We start from the raw sequence: 18117 nt of genomic DNA on the forward strand, positions 1-18117 counted from the left end.
CTGAATACTCCATACCCCAAAGTGTTTCCCTGATATTACACTCCTCGGCGAAAGCAAGAACACGTGTGCAACATGCTTGACTTTTCCACTCTACGCGGACAAAGGGGAAGCGGGGTATGGGGTCGAGGACATGCGGGGTTATTCCAGTAACATCTGTCGCATCGGGATGGCGCTTGCGTTTGCCGTGCCCGGTTTCGGGCTGCCGGCGATGGCTGATCCCGTGCCGCGCGCCACGCCGGTCGCCGGCTCGGTGATCGCCCGAAAGACCGGCGAGGAAGTGCGATTCATCGACGTGTCGGACTGGCGCGTCGTTGACATCAACCAGGATCTGTTGACTGGCGACGTGCTGCGCACCAATGCCAATGGCCAGCTCGCCATCGTCTTTTCCGATCATACGCAGGTGCGACTCGGCCGCAATTCCTCCCTGCAAGTCAAGAAGATGGCCGCAAGCGGCGATACGGTGCTCAATCTCCAATCCGGCACCATCTGGGCACGCGCAGAGCGCGGCGGCCAGGGCCTGACCGTGGAAACACCGGCCGCCGCCGCCGCGATCCGCGGCACCGACTGGACGATGACTGTCGAGGGCGCCAAGACCTCGATGATCGTGCTCGAAGGCCGCGTGGCGCTCTCCAACCCGCAGGGCAGCGTCGAGGTCAGCGAGGGTGAAGGGGCAGTCGCCACCATCGGCCAGGCGCCGCACAAGATCATCAGCGTCAATCCCGACGACCGCGAGCAAATGCTCTTCTATCTGGACCTGCGCGACGGCTTCGACCTGATGCCGACCTCGCCATTGCGGGCCGACCGCATGGCGACGGAGCGCCGCCGCCTGCTGGCGCTGCCGCCGGAGCGCCGCACCACCGAAGACTGGCTGGAACTCGCCGAAGTGCAGAGCGCCTTCGACGGACGCCAGGCCGCAGCCGCAACACTAGAGAATATCCGCGGCCGCAAGCTGACGGCAGCCCAGCAGGCACGCATCGACCTGATCGACGCCACCATCGCCGGCTCTGAAAAGCGCTATGGCGATGCCGCCAAGCTCTTCCAGAAGGCCCTGCCGCATCTCGATCCGACACGCCGCAACATGGCGCAATATGGCGCCTATTTCGCCCGCTCGCTTGCCGATCCGAAGCATGCCGAACCGCCGCCGGCCAATACCACCGGCCCCTACGGCGCCATCATGCAGGCCTATACGGCCGGCTTCCTGCAAAACCCGCGCGCAGCTCTCGAGATCATCAAGAAAGCCGAACAGCGCTATCCCGACGATCCGACCCTGCCGGCGGTCCGCGCCCAGCTGGCGCAGCTCACCGACGACCGCGAACAGATGAAGGAGGCGATCGAACGCTCGCTGGCGCTCGACCCCGACCATCCGATGGCGCTCTCCGCTCGCGCGAGCTACAAGGCGGTTTATCAGAGCGACATCAACGGCGCGCTTGCCGATCTGAACCGCGCCATAGCACTTGCCCCCGGCGCATCAGGCACGCTGAATTCGCTCGGCCTGCTGGAGAGTTCGCGCGACGCCAATGGCGAAGCGGAAAAGGCCTTCAAGAAGGCGATCGAGCTCGATCCGCAGGACCCGCTGCTGCACGCGAACTTGGCAATCCTCTATCTCGACCAGGGGCGGATGAAGGAGGCCAAGCGCGAGATCGATACGGCAATCGCCCTCGATCCATCCTTCGATCTCGTCCTGCTCGCCCGCGGCCGCTATTACCTGCAGACCGGCGAGCGCGACAAAGCATTGCAAGATCTGCTTGCCGCCAGCACGGCCAATCCGGCGCATTCGCAGTCGCAGTTGATGCTCGCTGCCGCCCATTACGAAAAGGGCGACCGCATTCCATCCCAGCAGGCACTCGACAATGCCGACCGCCTCGACAAGAACGATCCGGCTATCTCGGCATTCCGCACTGCCGTCGATATCGACGATTACGACGCCGACGGCGCTGTCCGCAACGCGCAGGAGTTCCTGCGCCGCTCGCGCGCCCGCGGCGGCGATTACAGCGGCCTCGGCGCCAATGCGAGCGCCGGCTCGACGCTGAACGACGCCTTCCGGCTCCAGGGGCTGGATGCCTGGGGCCGCTATTACGGCGATGCGGTTTTCGATCCCTTCCAAGGCAGCGGCTATATCGATCAGTCGATCAAGGGCAGCATCTTTCCTTTCGTCAACGCGACGAACTTCAGCGACGACAATATCATCCAGAACCGCGGCAACGCGTCGAGCTACTCATCCTTCATCCAGGGCCTGCTGATCTCTCCGCACATGCTCTCCGGCCGCTCGCGCTCGGCAACCCTATTCGACGTGCCCTTCATCGAAGGCTCGCTCGGCGGCGGCATCAACAGTGTCGACGGCCATACAAGGCGCATCGGCGAAGCCGATATCCAAGGCTATTCAAACGCGACGATCCCGATCAGCTTCTACGGCAATCTGACCTGGGAAGAACTGGCGCTCGACCGCGACTACCGGGATTTCGGCGGTGTCCAGACGGATAACAAGCTGCTGGGCGCCAACGGTTATCTGACGGCAACAGTCACGCCTGACGATCGCGTAGTAGCCTTCGTCAACCATGGCAAGAACGATGGAACCCTGAATGCGTTGTCCTCAAACACCGGGTTCATGGAACTCCTGTTCCGTGTCCCTATCGCGCTGCCTCTCTACACAACAGAGCAGACCGCACGAGAAACCACATATGCCGGCATCGGCTGGAGCCATACGTTTGCCTATGAAAACGTGTTGAATGGAGCGTTGCTTTATTCAAGAAGCAAATCGACCACGAACAGCGCGCTTGATGTCGACGTGGACCCGGTGTTTATCGGCGCAGGGGTTCCCTTCGTCATTCCCTTTACCAACGTCACTCAGGAGATCGAATCTCATACCTATATCGGCGCTTTGAGCCATTCCATAGGTGCCGGACCTTTGACATTTCGCTACGGCATCGAAGGCGGCTGGATGGATGCCAGCAGCAGCGTCGATACGACGCTCCTGGGCTTGACAGCTCCTCCCGATCGTACCGAGAATACCATCGATATCGGCCGCGCCTATGTCGATGTGCTGCATGAGATCACGCCCGATCTCAAGGGCGAATACGCCTTGTTCGCCACGCGCATGGAGGGGGACGGCATTGATATCAGCCGGCTGGAGCCGCGCTTCGGTCTTGCCTGGGCGCCGGTTGAAAACCATTGGCTGCGTGCTGCCTTCATGCGTCAGAGCTTTGATACCACCGTGCCGACTCTTTCCCCGATCGGCGTACTTGGGCTGCAGGCGAACCAGTTTTCGAACAATCTGCAAGGCTATACGGATACGGTCGCCCTCCAGTGGGATGCCGAATGGACCGACCGTTTCTTCACGTCAGTGGAGTACCAGCATCAGGAACTGCATGATTTCTCGATCGATTTTCCGCTCATCTCGCTGCCCTCGGATACGAGTCTGCCGATCTCGCGCGGCCGCATCGATCGCGCTGCCGTCACCGCCAACGTCGTGCTCGGCCATGGTTTCGGCCTTTCCGCCACCTACGCCTACATGGATTCGGAAAACAGGGATCCGCTCGAACCGATCTACGGCGGCCCCCTTCCCTTCATACCGCAGAATTCAGGACAGATTGCGCTGACCTGGGTCAACGAAGCCAAGGTCAAGGCGACGGTTGCCGCCAACTATATCGGCGAGCGCGACGGCGATCGGTTCGGCACCAAACTCGACGATTATTGGAGCCTCGACGCCCACTTGGTCTGGGAGCCCTTCGACAAGCGCATGGAGCTGGAAGCGGCCGCCTATAATCTGCTCGACGAGGACTTCGAGATCACGCCCGGCGTGCCCGGCTGGGGCCGCGCCTTCAAGGGCACCCTCAAAGTCCGCTTCTGATGCGGGTGCGGGACAAGCCCCTGCAGGCCAGGCAGACCAGGAGCCGCCATCTCAGGCTGCTGGTGCTATCGCTGACCACGCTGATCGCCATCTTGCTCCTGTCGCGCCTGCCCGCCTGGTCGCTGCTGGAGCTCAGAAGCTTCGACTATCTCTCGACCGTCGACGACCCCCGTCCGCCACCCGGCGGACCCGTCATAGTGGCGATCGACGAACCCTCGCTTGCCGATATCAATGCGCAGTGGCCCTGGCCGCGCAGCCTGCATGCCGAGCTCATCAGCCAACTGCGCGCCGCCGGCGCCCGCGTGATCGGCCTCGATATCATCATGGCCGAACCCTCTACATCTGATAATGACGCGGCGATCACCAGGGCGGTCGGCCCCGATGTGGTGCTGGCCGGCGACGAGACACTGATCGAGACGCCGCAGGCCTCGCAACTGATCCGCGCGACACCCCTGCCGCAAATGATCGAAGCGGGCGCCGTCACCGGCATCGCCTCGATCGATCTGAGCGGCGACGGCATCTTCCGGCGCATCCCGGGCTATGAGGATGGCTTCGCGGCGATGCTAGCAAAGGTCTCGGGCGTGGCGCCCGAAGCGCTGCCGGCTGGCCGGCTTATCCAATCCTTCGGCCCGGCCCGCAGCTATCCCACAGTCTCCTATTACCAGGCGCTTGACCCGAAGAACCTGTTGCCGCCGGGCTACTTCAAGGACCGCGTCGTGCTCGTCGGCTTAAGCCTGCAGAACGCACCTGCCATCGACAAGGGCGGTGTCGATGCCTTCGCCACACCCTATACAGTTCACACCGGCAAGCTGGTCTCCGGCGTCGAAATCCAGGCGACGATCTACGACAATATCCGCGGCGGCCTATCGATCGCCGAGGGCCGGCTGCCGACGGTTGCCGCCTGCATCCTGGTATCGGTGCTGCTTGCCGCCGCCACCGTCTGGCGCTCAACGGGCTGGCTGACGGTGGTGAACAGTGCGGCGGCGCTCCTCGCCTTCGCGGCCGTCAGTGCCGCCGGCATCCGACTTACCCATGTCTTCGTTTCACCGCTCGGCCCGACGGTCGCCTATATCTCCGTCGTCTTCGCCCAGGCCGCCTTCGATTTCGCCGAGGAGCGCCGCAACAAGCGTCAGATCACCCGCGCCTTCGCCCAATACATCTCGCCTGATCTTGTCAAGCGCCTGTCGAGTGACCCGTCGCAGCTGAGGCTCGGCGGCGAGCGGCGCACGCTTTCGGTGCTGTTCTCGGACGTACGCGGCTTCACCACGATCGCCGAGACGCTGAAGGACGATCCGGAGCAGCTGACCGGCCTGATCAACCGTCTGCTGACGCCGCTTTCAGACGTGGTGATGGATCACGGCGGCACGATCGACAAATATATGGGCGACTGCATCATGGCCTTCTGGAATGCGCCGCTCGACGACCCCGACCATGCGCTTCACGCCGTGCGCGCCTCGCTCGCCATGCAGTCGGCGATTTCCCGGCTGAACGGGCAGCTGGAGCGGGAGGCGGCTGCACTCGGCCGCAAGCCGCATGTTTTGAAGATGGGCGTCGGCATCAACACCGGCGAATGCATCGTCGGCAACATGGGCTCGACCCGCCGCTTCGACTATTCCTGCCTCGGCGACAGCGTCAACCTCGCCTCCCGCCTTGAAGGCGCATCGAAGAATTACGGCGTGGCGCTGCTGCTCGGAGAAGAAACCGCCAGGCTGGTCGCTGACACCTATATCGTCGTCGAACTCGACCGCATCATCGTCAAGGGCCGCACCGCCCCCTCACCCGTCTTCACCGTCGTTCACAAAGCCGACGCCAAAGCGCTGGCCGCCCACCAGGCCTTCATCGACGCCAAATATTCCGCCACGCTCGCCCCGTCGGACCCGGTCTTCGACAAGCTGTCTGCCGATATTCCCGAGCTTGCCGGTTATTATGCGATCGTCAGGGATGCGCTGACGGAAGGCGGGGAGTAATCGCGCAGCGACAGTTGTGCACAGATGCTCCTCCAGGAACCGCTCGTTTTCCCCAACGCTGTTCCTTTGCATCCATCCAGCCTTGGCGCACCCGCCTCGCCCTTCGAGGCCCCTGCGGGGACCTCAGGATGAGGCTCTCTTGAGCTTCGGCGCGGCATCCTCCAACGCGCTCCTCATCCTTGTACGTTGCCGTTGCTGTATAGTGGCGTTGTGCGACTGGGATGCCTATTTCAGGTGGGAGTGGATGGGTGTGCCGCGTGGCACCCCCTCTGTCCTGCCGGACATCTCCCCCACAAGGAGGGGAGATCGGCTGGGCGTAACGGCTTCCCCAAACAACTAAAGCACCATGATTGTCGCTGCCGGCTGGGAAGGAGCGACGGTCAGGCCACTTGCCAATCTCCACCCTTGTCGGGGAGATAACGCCTCCCTTCTGGTAGATAGATTGTCAAGTCTTTCGGTGCATCGCGGCATCACAAGAAGGTGTGCGGCCGAGACGTTGACTCTCGTTTTTATTTACCTACTAGTAGGATGGCAATTAGAAAGGAATCTGCCGATGCAAACTCAATCTTCCCCCCAGTCCGACTGGCTGAGATCCTATTATTTCATCCGTGCCGCCTTCTCCATGATCTGGATTGCCGCCGCCATTCTCCTTGCCCGGCAGCCAAGCGCCGTGGCCTTTCTGCTGGTGATCTATCCCCTGTGGGATGCGCTGGCCAATCTGGTCGACACCAGGGTCAATGGCGGCCTGCAGGCCAACCCGTCTCAGACGTTGAATGTCGCCGTCAGCACCGTCACGGCCCTCGCCGTCGTCATCGCGCTCGGCCACAGCACCTACGCGGTCCTGACCGTGTTCGGGGCCTGGGCGATCCTTTCCGGCCTGTTGCAGCTCTATACCGGCGTCAGGCGCTGGCGCATCTACGGCGCCCAATGGGTCATGATCATGAGCGGCGCGCAATCGGCCCTTGCCGGCGGCTTCATGATCAGCCAGTCCTTTGCCGCCGCCGCGCCGAATATCCTCGATATCGTGCCCTATGCCGGGTTCGGCGCCTTCTACTTCCTGCTGTCCTCGGTCTGGCTCGTCGTCGCAGTCCGTCGCAAGGCACGTGCATAAACGGCCCCGGCCACACGGCGGCAATCTCGGGGCATCCATCGCCACCGGCGGGGGTCGGGCACCAGCCACTCCCATGCTCTCGGCAGCACACGAGATTGGGGGAGACGCCCCCCTTCTTTCCGGCTATTAAGAGTGACCGCATATCCCGCCCACAGGCCCTGAGGTCACTCCATGGCTTTGAAAGTCCTCTTCATTGGCGGCACCGGCCAGATCTCCCATCCATGCGTCGAACGCGCCGTTGCCGAGGGCCATCATGTCAGCGTCTTCAATCGCGGCCTGAGAAGCACAGCCTTGCCTGACGGGGTAACCCCGATCGTCGGGGAACTCGGATCGAGCGCCTATGCCAATCTCGCCAAAGCGAACTATGATGTCGTCTGCCAGTTCATCGCCTTCACGCCAGATCAGGTGGCACGTGACATCGAGGTCTTCGCCGGAAATTGCCGCCAATATATCTTCATCTCATCGGCCTCGGTCTACGAAAAACCGCCGCGTCATTACGTGATCACCGAGAAGACCCCGGCGATCAATCCTTACTGGCCGTACAGCCAGGCCAAGATCGCCTGCGAGGAACTGCTCAGGAAATCCGGTGATCTTGCATGGACGATCGTCCGCCCCAGCCACACCGTCCGCACCGGCCTGCCGATCATGATGGGCGACAGCGACATCATGGCGAGGCGCATGCTGGACGGCGACCCCATCATCGTGGCCGGCGACGGCCACACTCCATGGACACTCACCCGCTCAGTCGATTTCGCGGTGCCTTTCATCGGCCTTTTCGGCAATCGCGCGGCGCTCCGTGAAATCTTCCACATCACCTCGGACCGCGCCCACATCTGGAACGATATCCAGAAGACCATCGCAAGATTGCTCGGCGTGGAGGCCAAGATCGTCCACGTGCCGACGGACACGCTGATCAAGTACAATCCGGATTGGATCGGCCCCCTCCTCGGCGACAAGGCTTGGACTGGGATCTTCGACAATTCGAAGGTCAAGCGCGTGGCTGGCGACTTTACCTGCGCCGAGAGCCTGGACGAAATCCTGGCCGACTCTATCATGCACCTCAAGCAGCGCCTGGCGAAGAGCCGCCCGCCGAAGGGGGAGCTGGATGCGTTGATTGATAGGATTTGCGCAGAGCAGAGTGCTCTTGGTTAGGTCTGCTCTTTAGGGCTGAGGCTCAAGGTCAGATAGAATTTAAGTCAGCATCTCCAAAAGGGCCGAGGGCGAACGGAGGAGGCCTCCCACCACGACCCCTACAAGACCAAGTGCCAACGCTCCCACAAGCCCGTGACTTTGCCAGCCGAAATAGGCACCTGCTGCGGTAGCTGTAACAGTGACCGAAATGTTCCACACGATCGCCACCAGTGACATCGACCGGCCCACAGCTCATTGCTTCTTTTTCGTCACGGTAGAAATCATCCTCCAAGCCCTTGATGGGTCTGATATAATAATCAACCTTCCTTCCCACCAGATAGGCCCCCGCGCTAATTCAGGACATACGCTCAAGAAAGCTATCCCTGTTTTCAAGGCATCGGCTTCCAAGGCTGTCACGCGATAGCCCAACGTCTGTTTTAACGCGCGGCATTCTCCAGCGCTTTTTATCAGGCGCGGCATCCTCCAACATCCCTCATCCTGAAGGCGCGCAGGCCAAAGGCCGGAGCCCGAAGACAGGGCGCAACCCTGCTTCTTGCCTACATCCGACACCGGCGCACCGCTCGCGCCTATTCTCGCCGCCGCGCCTCCACAGGAGCCTCCTGCCTGAAGCAGTCGAAAAAGCGCCCGCCATGCAGGGCAATTTCCCGATCGGCGAGAGCCAGGAACCGGGCGCCGTCACCCTGCACCGCCAGTCTGAACGCGGCATCGAAGTCTGCTGCCAGTTCCACATCGAGCTCCCGCAGGAGCCGCGGCGCCCACTTGCCGCGACCAGCCCATGCGCCGCGCCCGCGCAGCATCAAATCGGCGAGCTTCTGATAGAGAAGCGCGGCGATGGCGGCAATCTCTTCAGGCGGGCGGTGGCCGCGCAGGTCATCGGCGAGATCGGTGACCTGATAGCGCAGCATATCGTAGCTCGGGCCATCGAGAGGCTTCGGCCCTGCGGCAAGAACGCTCGCCGCCTTCGCCTGGATGAACCGCGCACGCTCGATGTCAGGCCCGACGATGCTGCCCGTCGCAACCATATGGACCATGATGGGACAGCCGCCCTCCGCATCCTGATGGAGATAAAACGCCAGCGTCTGCGGATCATGGACGAAGGCTTCGACCGGAAAACGGTCTTCGGTGAAGGATTCCCGCCAGGCCCGCTCGAGCGACGGAAATACAACGACGAGATCGATGTCCGAAAACTCGGTCCCCTCACCGCGCATGATGGAACCGGAAACATAGGCGAAGGCGGCCCCGGCATAACGGCTGGCCAGAGAGCGGCAGGCGGTGGCAAGCGTCCGCTCGGCAACAATTTGTTTCCCGATATCGTCCATGTTCTCGTCCTCGAATGCGGGAGACGAGCGGCAACAAAAAACCCGCTCGTTTCCGGCGGGTTGGTGTCTTCTGCGATGAACGGAATTCAGTTCACGCGTCTGCCACCCGCCGCCAAGCGGTGGTCGTAGACGTCGTGGAGACTGCGAAAATCCTGCTCATGGACGTAAGTTATCGCCCGCCGGCAACAGCGTCAATCCGCCAAGCACGCTTCCCCGCGACACTGTTTTCCGTCTAAGATGAGCCTAAGACTCGTTGAACAGGAAGCCCCGCCATGCCCCATCCCGCCACCGTCATTCCGCGTCCCGCACCGGTTTTGCTGCCGGTTGATGGCAGCGACGAGCGTTTTCCGGTGCGCCGCGTCTATTGCGTCGGGCGTAATTATGCCGACCATGCGATCGAGATGGGTCATGATCCGAGCCGCGAGCCGCCCTTCTTCTTCCAGAAGAACGCCGATAATCTGCTGCCGCCTGGCAATGCCTTCCCCTACCCGCCGCTGTCGAACGACGTGCATTACGAGGTGGAATGCGTGCTGGCGCTGAAATCGGGCGGTGCGAACATCCAGGCCGCGAATGCACTTGACTGCATCTACGGCTATGCCGTCGGCATCGATTTCACCCGCCGCGACCTGCAGGGCGAGGCCAAGAAGCTCGGCCGTCCCTGGGAACTCGCCAAGGCCTTCGAACATTCCGCCCCCCTCTCGGCGATCGTGCCGGCGAGCCGCCTCGGCCATCCCGCCGACGGCCGGATCTGGCTGGAGCAGAACGGCAGGCGCGCCCAGGACGGCGACCTCAACCAGATGATCTGGAAGGTGCCGGAGATCATCGCCGAACTGTCGAAGCTCTTCGTACTGGCGCCCGGAGACGTGATCATGACCGGCACGCCGGCCGGTGTCGGCGCGGTTGCCAGGGGCGACCGCATCACCTGCGGCATCGAGGGCGTCGCGATGCTCTCCGTCGACATTGTCTGAGGAGAGACCCATGCCCGTCTACGCCCTCGGCGGCCTGACGCCGAAACTGCCGCCCGCCGGCCTCCACTGGATCGCGCCGGATGCGCATGTGATCGGCGATATCGAACTCGGCGAGAATGTCGGCATCTGGTTCGGATCGGTGCTGCGCGGCGATAATGAGAAAATCACCATCGGCGCCGGCACCAATATCCAGGAAGGGGTGATGGCCCATACCGACATGGGCTTTCCGCTGACGACAGGCAAGGGCTGCACCATCGGCCACCACGCCATCCTCCACGGCTGCACGCTCGGCGACAACGTGCTGATCGGCATGGGTGCGACCATTCTCAACGGCGCCAAGATCGGCAACAACTGCCTCGTCGGTGCCAATGCGCTGGTGACGGAGGGCAAGGAATTCCCTGACAACTCGTTAATCGTCGGCGCACCCGCCCGTGTGGTGCGGGTGCTTGACGAGGCGGCTGTCGAGGGTATTCGCCGCTCGGCGGAAAATTATGTGGCGAATTGGCAGCGGTTCGGGCGGGATCTCAGGTTGATTGCGTGATTGCCGGTGGCAGCCCTCGCGGCCCTCATCGGAAAGCAAGCCTAGCGGCTGGCTGGCAACCTCGGACTTCGCGCAGGCCCGGCCACACGGCATACTGATCAACCCTCATCCTCGGATGCGCAGGCGAAAGGGCCGGAGCCTCGAAGGACGAGGACCGGTCACAGGCGCTTGAAACCGCTCACCAAACACCGGGAATCCACCGCCAGCGCACCCGTTCCATATACTCCGCATATCCTTCAAGCCCCTTGCGCAACTCCGCCTCCTCTCCGAGCGTCCGGCCAAAGAGCACGACGACGAGCAGCCCCACGGGGATCAACGCATAGATCGACGCGAGTGACAGCGCTGTCCCGGTGGCGAGCAAAATGGCGGTTGCATAGCCGGGGTGGCGGATGACGGCGTAGGGGCCGCTGTCGATCACCTTGTGGTCGCGGTCGGTCTGGATGCGCACCGTCGGCTCGAAATGCCGGTTGACCGATTGTGCCCAGGTGAGGCCGAGATAGCCCGCGCTCATCACGAGATAGCCGAGGACAACGACCCACCAGGGTTGCGGCGCCCAGTGGAAACGGCCGTCATCGAACGCGCCGACCGGAAGAATGGCGGCAAAGAGAATGATCGTCAGCGTCGCGACCACGGCGTCCCAGCGCTTGGTTCCCTTCTGATATCGGCTACGCGCCGCAAACAACTCCGGATTCGTCCGCCAGATCCAGACGAGCGCGATTGCTGTCAGCGCCACGAAGAGGCCGAGAAAGATCCAGCCGCGCGGCCAGGCGAACGTGCCGGCGGGCCAGAACAGTGCGACAATCATCACTGCAACGGTTATCGCGAGCGATCCGAGCGACGGCGCCGCCGCAAACGAGCGACGCGGCCGGCTGTGTTCCTGCGTCATGACCGTTTTTCCGTTCCACCGGGCAAGCGCCTTCTGCTGTCGGCAGCGGCCGCAAAAGTCTGACTGTCCTACGCCTGATTTAGGAAGTGAAACGCGCGCAACAACCCGTGGCGAGACGGCAAATGAAACCGCCCCGATAACAGGCGTCATTGTTTCCGCAGTTGCGTGGCCGGAGACTGCCGTTGCGGCAGGATTGGATATTGCTGAAAAACGCCTATTCGGCCGCTTCCAAGAACTGGTTCTCGCCCGACGAAGCGGCAAGCGCCCGAACCTTGGCTTCCGTCTTGGCGATCAGCTGATAGAATTCGTCCTGTGCTTCCACATCCAGCTGAATGACGGCATTGACGTCATCAGGGGTATCGCAAACACAGGCAACCGCCGAAATTGGACAGATGCCGCCGGGATAACGCTTACCGGTCCCCGTGTAGGCACGACGGCCCCAGCGCTCGGAATACACCGTTTCCTCCCGATCGAGATGGAGGATCGTGCCTTTACAGGCGGTCACGATGGCCGCCTTGCCGTAGGCGAACCAATGATAATTCAGCTTCCGGAGAATATATTTGCCAGTGATGTCTTCGCCAGCCAGTTCGGCAGGGTCTTCTATCATTCGGATCATGAGAGCGTCCTCAACATGAGAGCAATATCCGTCATCTCTACTTGCCTCGCAAGTCGAAAAGTGCAGCTTTTGTAGTAGCTTAGTCACAAAGTGTTTCTGATTCTTACATCTTGCACGCGCCAGGCAGCTTGCTGGCCATGCAATCCATCGTCGAATTTCCTGCCTTTGCACCCGATTCCGCCTTTTCCAGCGGGCAGCCAAGCCGCCTTGCGTTTTCCCGTTGAGGCCCAATATATGAAACCTGGATCGGCCAATCAGCCGTCGGATGACGGCTCAACTGGTCCGCCGGTTCACACCAGCAGGAGTGCCCCATGGTCGAAGCCGTCAACCGCATCTCCTCCACGGCCGCGTCCGAGCCCACCAAGGTCGGCATCAGCACCTCGATCGGCTCGGAACCCGACAATGCCTGGGTTGCCGCCCGCCAGTCGCAGATCACGGCCGATCAGCACGCATCCAAGGGAGCCGCGGAGACGAATGGTGCGGGCACTCTTGTTCCGCACGCGGATCTGCTTGTCGACCACGAGGAGCATCCACGAAAGCAGCATGGGCATGCGCGATCGGGCGAAGGGGAAGAGGCCGGCGAAGACGCGGAACAGCCGCTCCTGTCTGGTGAAAGCGAGCGGATCGGCACCCGCAATTTCGACGACGATACGCCTTTCGGCGAGCGCGTCGCCATCCTCTGACGAAGTCCCGCTCCGCCGTGTCACAGCCCGTCCACAAGCTGAGCCTCGATCGCCGCCTTGTCGATGACCGACCAGACCTCGATGATTTTTCTGCCGCGAAATTCGTAGATCACGTTTTCGGTAAAGGAAAGGTGCCTGCCGTTCACATCCAGCCCGAGAAATTTTCCTTTCGGCGAACAGTCGAAGCCCAGACGGCAGGCAACGTAAGGCGGATCGATAAGAAGCATTCGCACATTGAAAGAAAGATCGGGAATCAGATCGAAATCCCGCACCAGCATGGCGACATAGCCCGCAAGTCCAAGCCGCCGGCCATTATGGACCGCATCCTCGTCGACGAACTGGCCGAGATTGGGCCAGTCCTGGCGGTTCAGGCAGGCGATGTAGCCTCGGTAAAGATCGGCAAGTTCGGCTTTGGTCACGAACGAATTCCTTGCTCGGCTGAAGCATTCGGCAGCGGCGGCGAGCGCGCCGACTCGCGGCTTTCAGCTCAGGAGAACTCGCCGGCGCGGGGACCGGCAAGCGTCACGCGCCAGCCTGTGCGCGACTGGAAATCCTGGGTGGCCAAAAACGTGTAACCCGTCGTGCGCCAGGGCTTCACGGTGCTGGTCAGATTGTCGAGCACATAATCGCCGCCGGCCGTGCGGGCAATCAGAACGACGTGGTTCTGATCATGCGGTCCGATCACCACGGAAAGCGCCAGTCTGTTCGATGGAAAACCCGCCTCGATCAAGTCCTTCATCTTCTGCAGCGCATAGTCCTCGCAGTCGCCACGGCCGGCAGCTGGCAGTGACCAGACATCCCCATTTCCGGATGACGAGCGATCTTCCGCCGAAACGATACGTCCGTTTACGGCACGATTGACCTTTTGAAGAAGCGCTATTCCCGCCTGCTCGTCCAACTGTTGCGCCACCGTCCTGCCGCACAGCCACTTGTACTTGGCGCAGGCCGCAGCGAATCCCACCGGTGCGCCGATGCTTCGCTTCACGGGCAGCGATGATCCCGCAACTGCCGGAAAATGCGGAACAATTACCAAAAATATCGCAAGAGAAAGGAGATGCTTCATGGCCGATTCCTTCTGTTCGTAACGGGAGAATATCACGACCAGTATAAAAATTTATTAAAATTTTATACTTGCGAATTTAACTCTATTTGGCGATAGAAACAGATTAACCATTGTTTATTCTTCATGTTAATCCCTTGTTAGTATAAGTCTTCTCCCCATTAACGGTTAATTAACCTTGGGAGACGAGTGAAATGATCAGCAGAGCAGCAAAATTCAGCCTCGCTGTGGCGTCCCTTCTGGCAAGCAGCAGCTTGGCGACGGCAGCCCCCACAGTCGTTAACTGCAAGGCCGCAGTCCGCGGCACCCTCGAATACAGGCTGTGCATGCCCACGCGGGCAATACAGACCGACAGCAAATTCGGTCCGAACGATAAGGATCGCAGCAGCCATGACGCCGGTGGCAAGAAGACTTCCAGCACCAGCTCGCACGCCAGCAATGGCAACGGTGGCAATGGCGGGGACAGCGAAGACGTCGGCCAGAATGGCGGCAGCGGCGACCAGGGCGGCAGTGGCGATCAGGGCGGTAGCGGCGACCAGGGCGGTAGCGGCGACCAGGGCGGTAGCGGCGACCAGGGCGGCAGCGGCGACCAGGGCGGCAGCGGCGACCAGGGCGGTAGCGGCGACCAGGGCGGTAGCGGCGACCAGGGCGGCAGCGGCGACCAGGGCGGCAGCGGCGACCAGGGCGGCAGCGGCGACCAGGGCGGCAGTGGCGACCAGGGCGGCAGCGGCGACCAGGGCGGCAGCGGTGACCAGGGCGGCAGCGGTGACCAGGGCGGCAGCGGCGACCAGGGCGGCAGTGGCGACCAGGGCGGCAGCGGCGACCAGGGCGGCAGCGGTGACCAGGGCGGTGGCGGTGACCAGGGCGGCAGCGGTGACCAGGGCGGCAGCGGCGACCAGGGCGGCAGCGGCGACCAGGGCGACAAGGGCGACAAGGGCGACAAGGGCGACAAGGGCGGCAAGGGCGACAAGGGCGGCAAGGGCGACAAGGGCGGCAAGGGCGGCAAGGGCGACAAGGGCGGCAAAGGCGACAAAGGCGACAAAGGCGACAAGGGCGGCAAGGGCGACAAGGGCGACAAAGGCGACAAGGGCGGCAAGGACCACGATGATCACGGCCGCGGCAAAGGCGGGAAGGATCACGACCACGCCAAGGACGAACCCGGTAAGGGTGGAAAAGACCATCACGGCGGCAGCAAGGACGGGGAAGATCACGGCCACGGCAAGGGCGGCAACGACGGCACGGGCAGCAGCGGCAATGATGGTGCCGGCAAGGGCGGCAACGACGGCGCGGGCAGCAGCGGCAATGACGGTGCCGGCAAGGGCGGCAACGACGGCGCGGGCAGCAGCGGCAATGATGGCGCCGGCAAGGGCGGCAACGACGGCGCGGGCAGCAGCGGCAATGACGGTGCCGGCAAGGGCGGCAACGACGGCGCGGGCAGCAGCGGCAATGACGGCGCCGGCAAGGGCGGTTCCGGCAAAAACTGATCGGAACGATTGAGGCGGTCTGCCCGCGCCAGTCCGCTGGCCGGCAGAGCGGGCCAACCCCTCTTTCCTGATGCTCGCGCTTGTCGCGAGCATCTCCCTGCGGTCGCACCAAGCAGATCCTCGAAGCCAGCGCGAGGCTGACTCGGACGGAAAAAGGTTGTCAGCACGTGGAGGGCCGGTTTGCCGGCCTTATCCTTTTGAGCGCCCTGTTGTTTGCAACGGGACGGCTCCCCGTCTTACGCCCCGCAGGCCTCGCACAATCCGCGAATCTCGATCGTGGTCTTCTCGGGCTTGAACTTCTGCCCGCGCACCCAGCTCATCAGCCGGTGGTCGACCTCGTGGTCGTGGAATTCCATCACCTGGCCACAGCTTTCGCAGATGGCAAAGGCGACGATGCCGTGGCTGTGGCAATTGTCGCCCGGATGGGCGCAGGCGACGAAGGAATTGATGCTTTCGAGCCGATGCACGACACCATATTCGAGCAGCTTCTCCAGCGCCCGGTAGACCTGCAGCGGCGCGCGAAAACCATGGTCGCGCAGCTTGTCGAGGATGGTATAGGCGCTGAGCGGCCCCTCGGCCTTCTCAAGCACCTCGAAGACCAGCGACTGGTTCTTGGTGAGTTGCGGTGTTGTCATGAGCCTTGTCCTTGCGCGAGCGCGCGGCGCCTGACGGGAAGCAGGCTGAGAATGAAGAGGATCAGCGCCGCGACCACGATCGAAGGACCGGACGGCGTGTCGTAGGTCAGCGAGCCGAACAGCCCGCCAACGACGGCGGCCGCTCCGATCAGCGAGGCCAGCACAGCCATGATCTCCGGCGTGACCGAGAAGCGCCGCGCCGCCGCCGCCGGAATGATCAGCAGCGAGGTGATCAGCATGATGCCGACGATCTTCATGGCAATCGCGATGACGACGGCCATCAACAGCATGAAGAACAGCCGCGCCCGCTCGGGTCTCAGCCCCTCGGCCTCGGCAAGCTCGGCATTGACGGTGGCCGCGAGCAGCGGCCGCCAGAGCCAGGCGATCGCCGCCAGCACGAACAGCCCGCCGCCCCAGATCAGCGCAATATCGGTGGTGGACACGGCGAGGATATCGCCGAACAGGAAGGCGATGAGATCGATCCTGACCCAGCTCATGAAGGCGACCATGACGAGGCCGATCGCAAGCGTCGCATGCGAGAGGATGCCGAGCAGCGCATCGGCCGACAGCGCCTGGCGCTTCTGCAGGAAGAGCAGCAGCACCGAGACGAGCGCGGCGACAGCGAAGACGGCTAGCGTCAGGTTGAATTCGAAGAGCAGCGAAAGCGCGACGCCGAGCAGCGCCGAATGGGCGATCGTATCGCCGAAATAGGCCATGCGCCGCCAGATGATGAAGCAGCCGAGCGGCCCGGTCGTCAGCGCCAGCCCGACGCCGGCAAGGATGGCGCGCACGAAGAAATCGTCAAGCATGGCGGCCCTCCCCGCTGCGGGAATGGGCATGTTCATGAGCATGATCGTGCCCATGATGATCGCCATGAGCGTGGGCATGCGCATGCCCATGATCTTGGCCATGTGCATGCTCACGGGAATCGTGAGCGTGCTCATGCGCGTGATGTCCATCTTCGGGATGGCAATGGTCGGTCACTGAGCCGTCCGCATGCAGCACGCGACCATCCGGCAGGTGCGTGTGGTCGTGATGATGGCTGTAGACGGCGAGCGTCTGAGCCGCCCGGCTGCCGAACAGGCGCACATATTCCGGGCTGCGGCTGACGGCCTCGGGCGTGCCGCGGCAGCAGACATGGCCGTTGAGGCAGATCACCGTATCGGTCTCGGCCATGACGACATGGAGATCGTGCGAGATCAGCAGGACGCCGCAGCCGCTGGCGTTGCGGATCGATTTGATGAGGTCGTAGAGCGCGATCTCGCCGGAGAAATCCACCCCCTGCACCGGCTCGTCGAGCACCAGCAGGTCAGGCTTGCGGGCAATCGCCCGGGCCATCAGCGCCCGCTGGAACTCACCGCCGGAAAGGTGCTGCACCTCGGCGCCAATCATGTGGGCAATGCCGGCGGCTTCGAGTGCGGCCTGTATGTCGCGCTCTGGCAGCGGCCCGGTCAGCGTCATCAGTCGGCGCACCGTCAGCGGCAGCGTCCAGTCGATCGAAAGCTTCTGCGGGACATAGCCTACCTTGAGGCCGGAGAGGCGCTCCACCCTGCCCTCGTCCGGCTTCAGCACACCGATTGCCGCCTTGGCGCTCGTCGATTTGCCCGAGCCGTTCGGCCCGATCAGCGTGACGATTTCGCCGCGCGAAACGGAAAATTCCACGCCGCGCACCAGCCAGCGGCCGCCGCGCAACACGCCGACATTTTCGAGCGAAACCAGCCGTTCGCCCTTGGTATTTGCGGGAGAGAGCATCAAATTTTCCGAAAGCGCTGTTGCATCCTGCTATTGCACACGTTATAGCATAACGCAATTGATGTAATAACATAACATTTGTAATTCAAGCGGAGC

General features: G+C 62.5%; 16 protein-coding genes. 8 read left to right on the top strand and 8 right to left on the bottom strand.

The features are described 5' to 3' along the window. The first annotated feature begins 130 nt into the window (after positions 1-130). The 4 genes from HJC04_RS06865 to HJC04_RS06880 all read left to right on the top strand — a co-directional run bounded on the left by HJC04_RS06865 (position 131) and on the right by HJC04_RS06880 (position 8077). Positions 131-3847: a FecR domain-containing protein gene (locus HJC04_RS06865; protein WP_311044460.1), complete on the top strand. Its 3717-nt coding sequence runs from the start codon at positions 131-133 to the stop codon at positions 3845-3847. Then, positions 3847-5814, top strand: coding sequence for an adenylate/guanylate cyclase domain-containing protein (locus HJC04_RS06870; protein WP_221145425.1), 1968 nt, complete (start codon positions 3847-3849; stop codon positions 5812-5814). The genes HJC04_RS06865 and HJC04_RS06870 overlap by 1 nt, the downstream gene beginning before the upstream one ends. Before the next feature lie 553 nt (positions 5815-6367). Continuing rightward, positions 6368-6925 carry a DUF308 domain-containing protein gene (locus HJC04_RS06875; RefSeq protein WP_221145426.1) on the top strand — a complete coding sequence of 186 codons (558 nt, stop codon included), beginning with the start codon at positions 6368-6370 and terminating at the stop codon, positions 6923-6925. 171 nt (positions 6926-7096) lie between these two features. Continuing rightward, positions 7097-8077, top strand: a complete 981-nt coding sequence (locus HJC04_RS06880) for an SDR family oxidoreductase (protein ID WP_221145427.1) — start codon at positions 7097-7099, stop codon at positions 8075-8077. 566 nt (positions 8078-8643) lie between these two features. Here the strand turns inward: HJC04_RS06880 and HJC04_RS06885 are convergent. Continuing rightward, positions 8644-9396 (bottom strand): nucleotidyltransferase domain-containing protein, encoded by a 753-nt coding sequence (locus tag HJC04_RS06885; protein WP_221145428.1) that lies wholly within the window; start codon positions 9394-9396, stop codon positions 8644-8646. A gap of 272 nt (positions 9397-9668) precedes the next feature. On the opposite strand from HJC04_RS06885, the gene HJC04_RS06890 reads away from it, so the two are divergent. Then, the gene (locus HJC04_RS06890; RefSeq protein ID WP_210630820.1) at positions 9669-10364 is read left to right on the top strand and encodes a fumarylacetoacetate hydrolase family protein; all 696 of its coding nucleotides are present in this window, start codon (positions 9669-9671) and stop codon (positions 10362-10364) included. A gap of 10 nt (positions 10365-10374) precedes the next feature. Then, positions 10375-10905 carry a gamma carbonic anhydrase family protein gene (locus HJC04_RS06895; RefSeq protein WP_221145429.1) on the top strand — a complete coding sequence of 177 codons (531 nt, stop codon included), beginning with the start codon at positions 10375-10377 and terminating at the stop codon, positions 10903-10905. 178 nt (positions 10906-11083) lie between these two features. Here HJC04_RS06895 and HJC04_RS06900 read toward each other — a convergent pair whose 3' ends face one another. Beyond that, positions 11084-11791: an isoprenylcysteine carboxylmethyltransferase family protein gene (locus HJC04_RS06900; protein ID WP_221145430.1), complete on the bottom strand. Its 708-nt coding sequence runs from the start codon at positions 11789-11791 to the stop codon at positions 11084-11086. 214 nt (positions 11792-12005) lie between these two features. Further along, positions 12006-12407 (bottom strand): hypothetical protein, encoded by a 402-nt coding sequence (locus tag HJC04_RS06905; protein ID WP_210630817.1) that lies wholly within the window; start codon positions 12405-12407, stop codon positions 12006-12008. A 311-nt stretch (positions 12408-12718) separates the two neighbouring features. Between HJC04_RS06905 and HJC04_RS06910 the strand changes: the two genes are divergently transcribed. Then, positions 12719-13090 carry a hypothetical protein gene (locus HJC04_RS06910; protein WP_210630816.1) on the top strand — a complete coding sequence of 124 codons (372 nt, stop codon included), beginning with the start codon at positions 12719-12721 and terminating at the stop codon, positions 13088-13090. 20 nt (positions 13091-13110) lie between these two features. On the opposite strand, the gene HJC04_RS06915 is transcribed toward HJC04_RS06910, so the two are convergent. Continuing rightward, positions 13111-13509: an ester cyclase gene (locus HJC04_RS06915; protein ID WP_221145431.1), complete on the bottom strand. Its 399-nt coding sequence runs from the start codon at positions 13507-13509 to the stop codon at positions 13111-13113. A 68-nt stretch (positions 13510-13577) separates the two neighbouring features. Further along, positions 13578-14153: a transglutaminase-like cysteine peptidase gene (locus tag HJC04_RS06920; protein ID WP_221145432.1), complete on the bottom strand. Its 576-nt coding sequence runs from the start codon at positions 14151-14153 to the stop codon at positions 13578-13580. A gap of 191 nt (positions 14154-14344) precedes the next feature. Here HJC04_RS06920 and HJC04_RS06925 point away from each other — a divergent pair, with 191 nt between their 5' ends. After that, positions 14345-15634 (top strand): hypothetical protein, encoded by a 1290-nt coding sequence (locus HJC04_RS06925; protein WP_221145433.1) that lies wholly within the window; start codon positions 14345-14347, stop codon positions 15632-15634. A 236-nt stretch (positions 15635-15870) separates the two neighbouring features. Here HJC04_RS06925 and HJC04_RS06930 read toward each other — a convergent pair whose 3' ends face one another. Genes HJC04_RS06930 through HJC04_RS06940 form a run of 3 tightly spaced genes read right to left on the bottom strand, consistent with a single transcriptional unit; the run spans position 15871 to position 18021 of the window. Then, complete coding sequence (locus HJC04_RS06930; protein ID WP_210630812.1) at positions 15871-16269, bottom strand: Fur family transcriptional regulator; 399 nt, start codon at positions 16267-16269, stop codon at positions 15871-15873. Next, complete coding sequence (locus HJC04_RS06935) at positions 16266-17078, bottom strand: iron chelate uptake ABC transporter family permease subunit (RefSeq protein ID WP_210630811.1); 813 nt, start codon at positions 17076-17078, stop codon at positions 16266-16268. The genes HJC04_RS06930 and HJC04_RS06935 overlap by 4 nt, the downstream gene beginning before the upstream one ends. Then, a complete protein-coding gene (locus HJC04_RS06940; RefSeq protein WP_210630810.1) occupies positions 17071-18021 on the bottom strand; it encodes a metal ABC transporter ATP-binding protein in 951 nt (316 codons plus the stop codon). The genes HJC04_RS06935 and HJC04_RS06940 overlap by 8 nt, the downstream gene beginning before the upstream one ends. Between the last annotated feature and the right edge of the window lie 96 nt (positions 18022-18117).

The sequence above is a fragment of the Rhizobium sp. NLR8a genome, assembly GCF_019685235.1.
Taxonomy (GTDB): domain Bacteria; phylum Pseudomonadota; class Alphaproteobacteria; order Rhizobiales; family Rhizobiaceae; genus Rhizobium.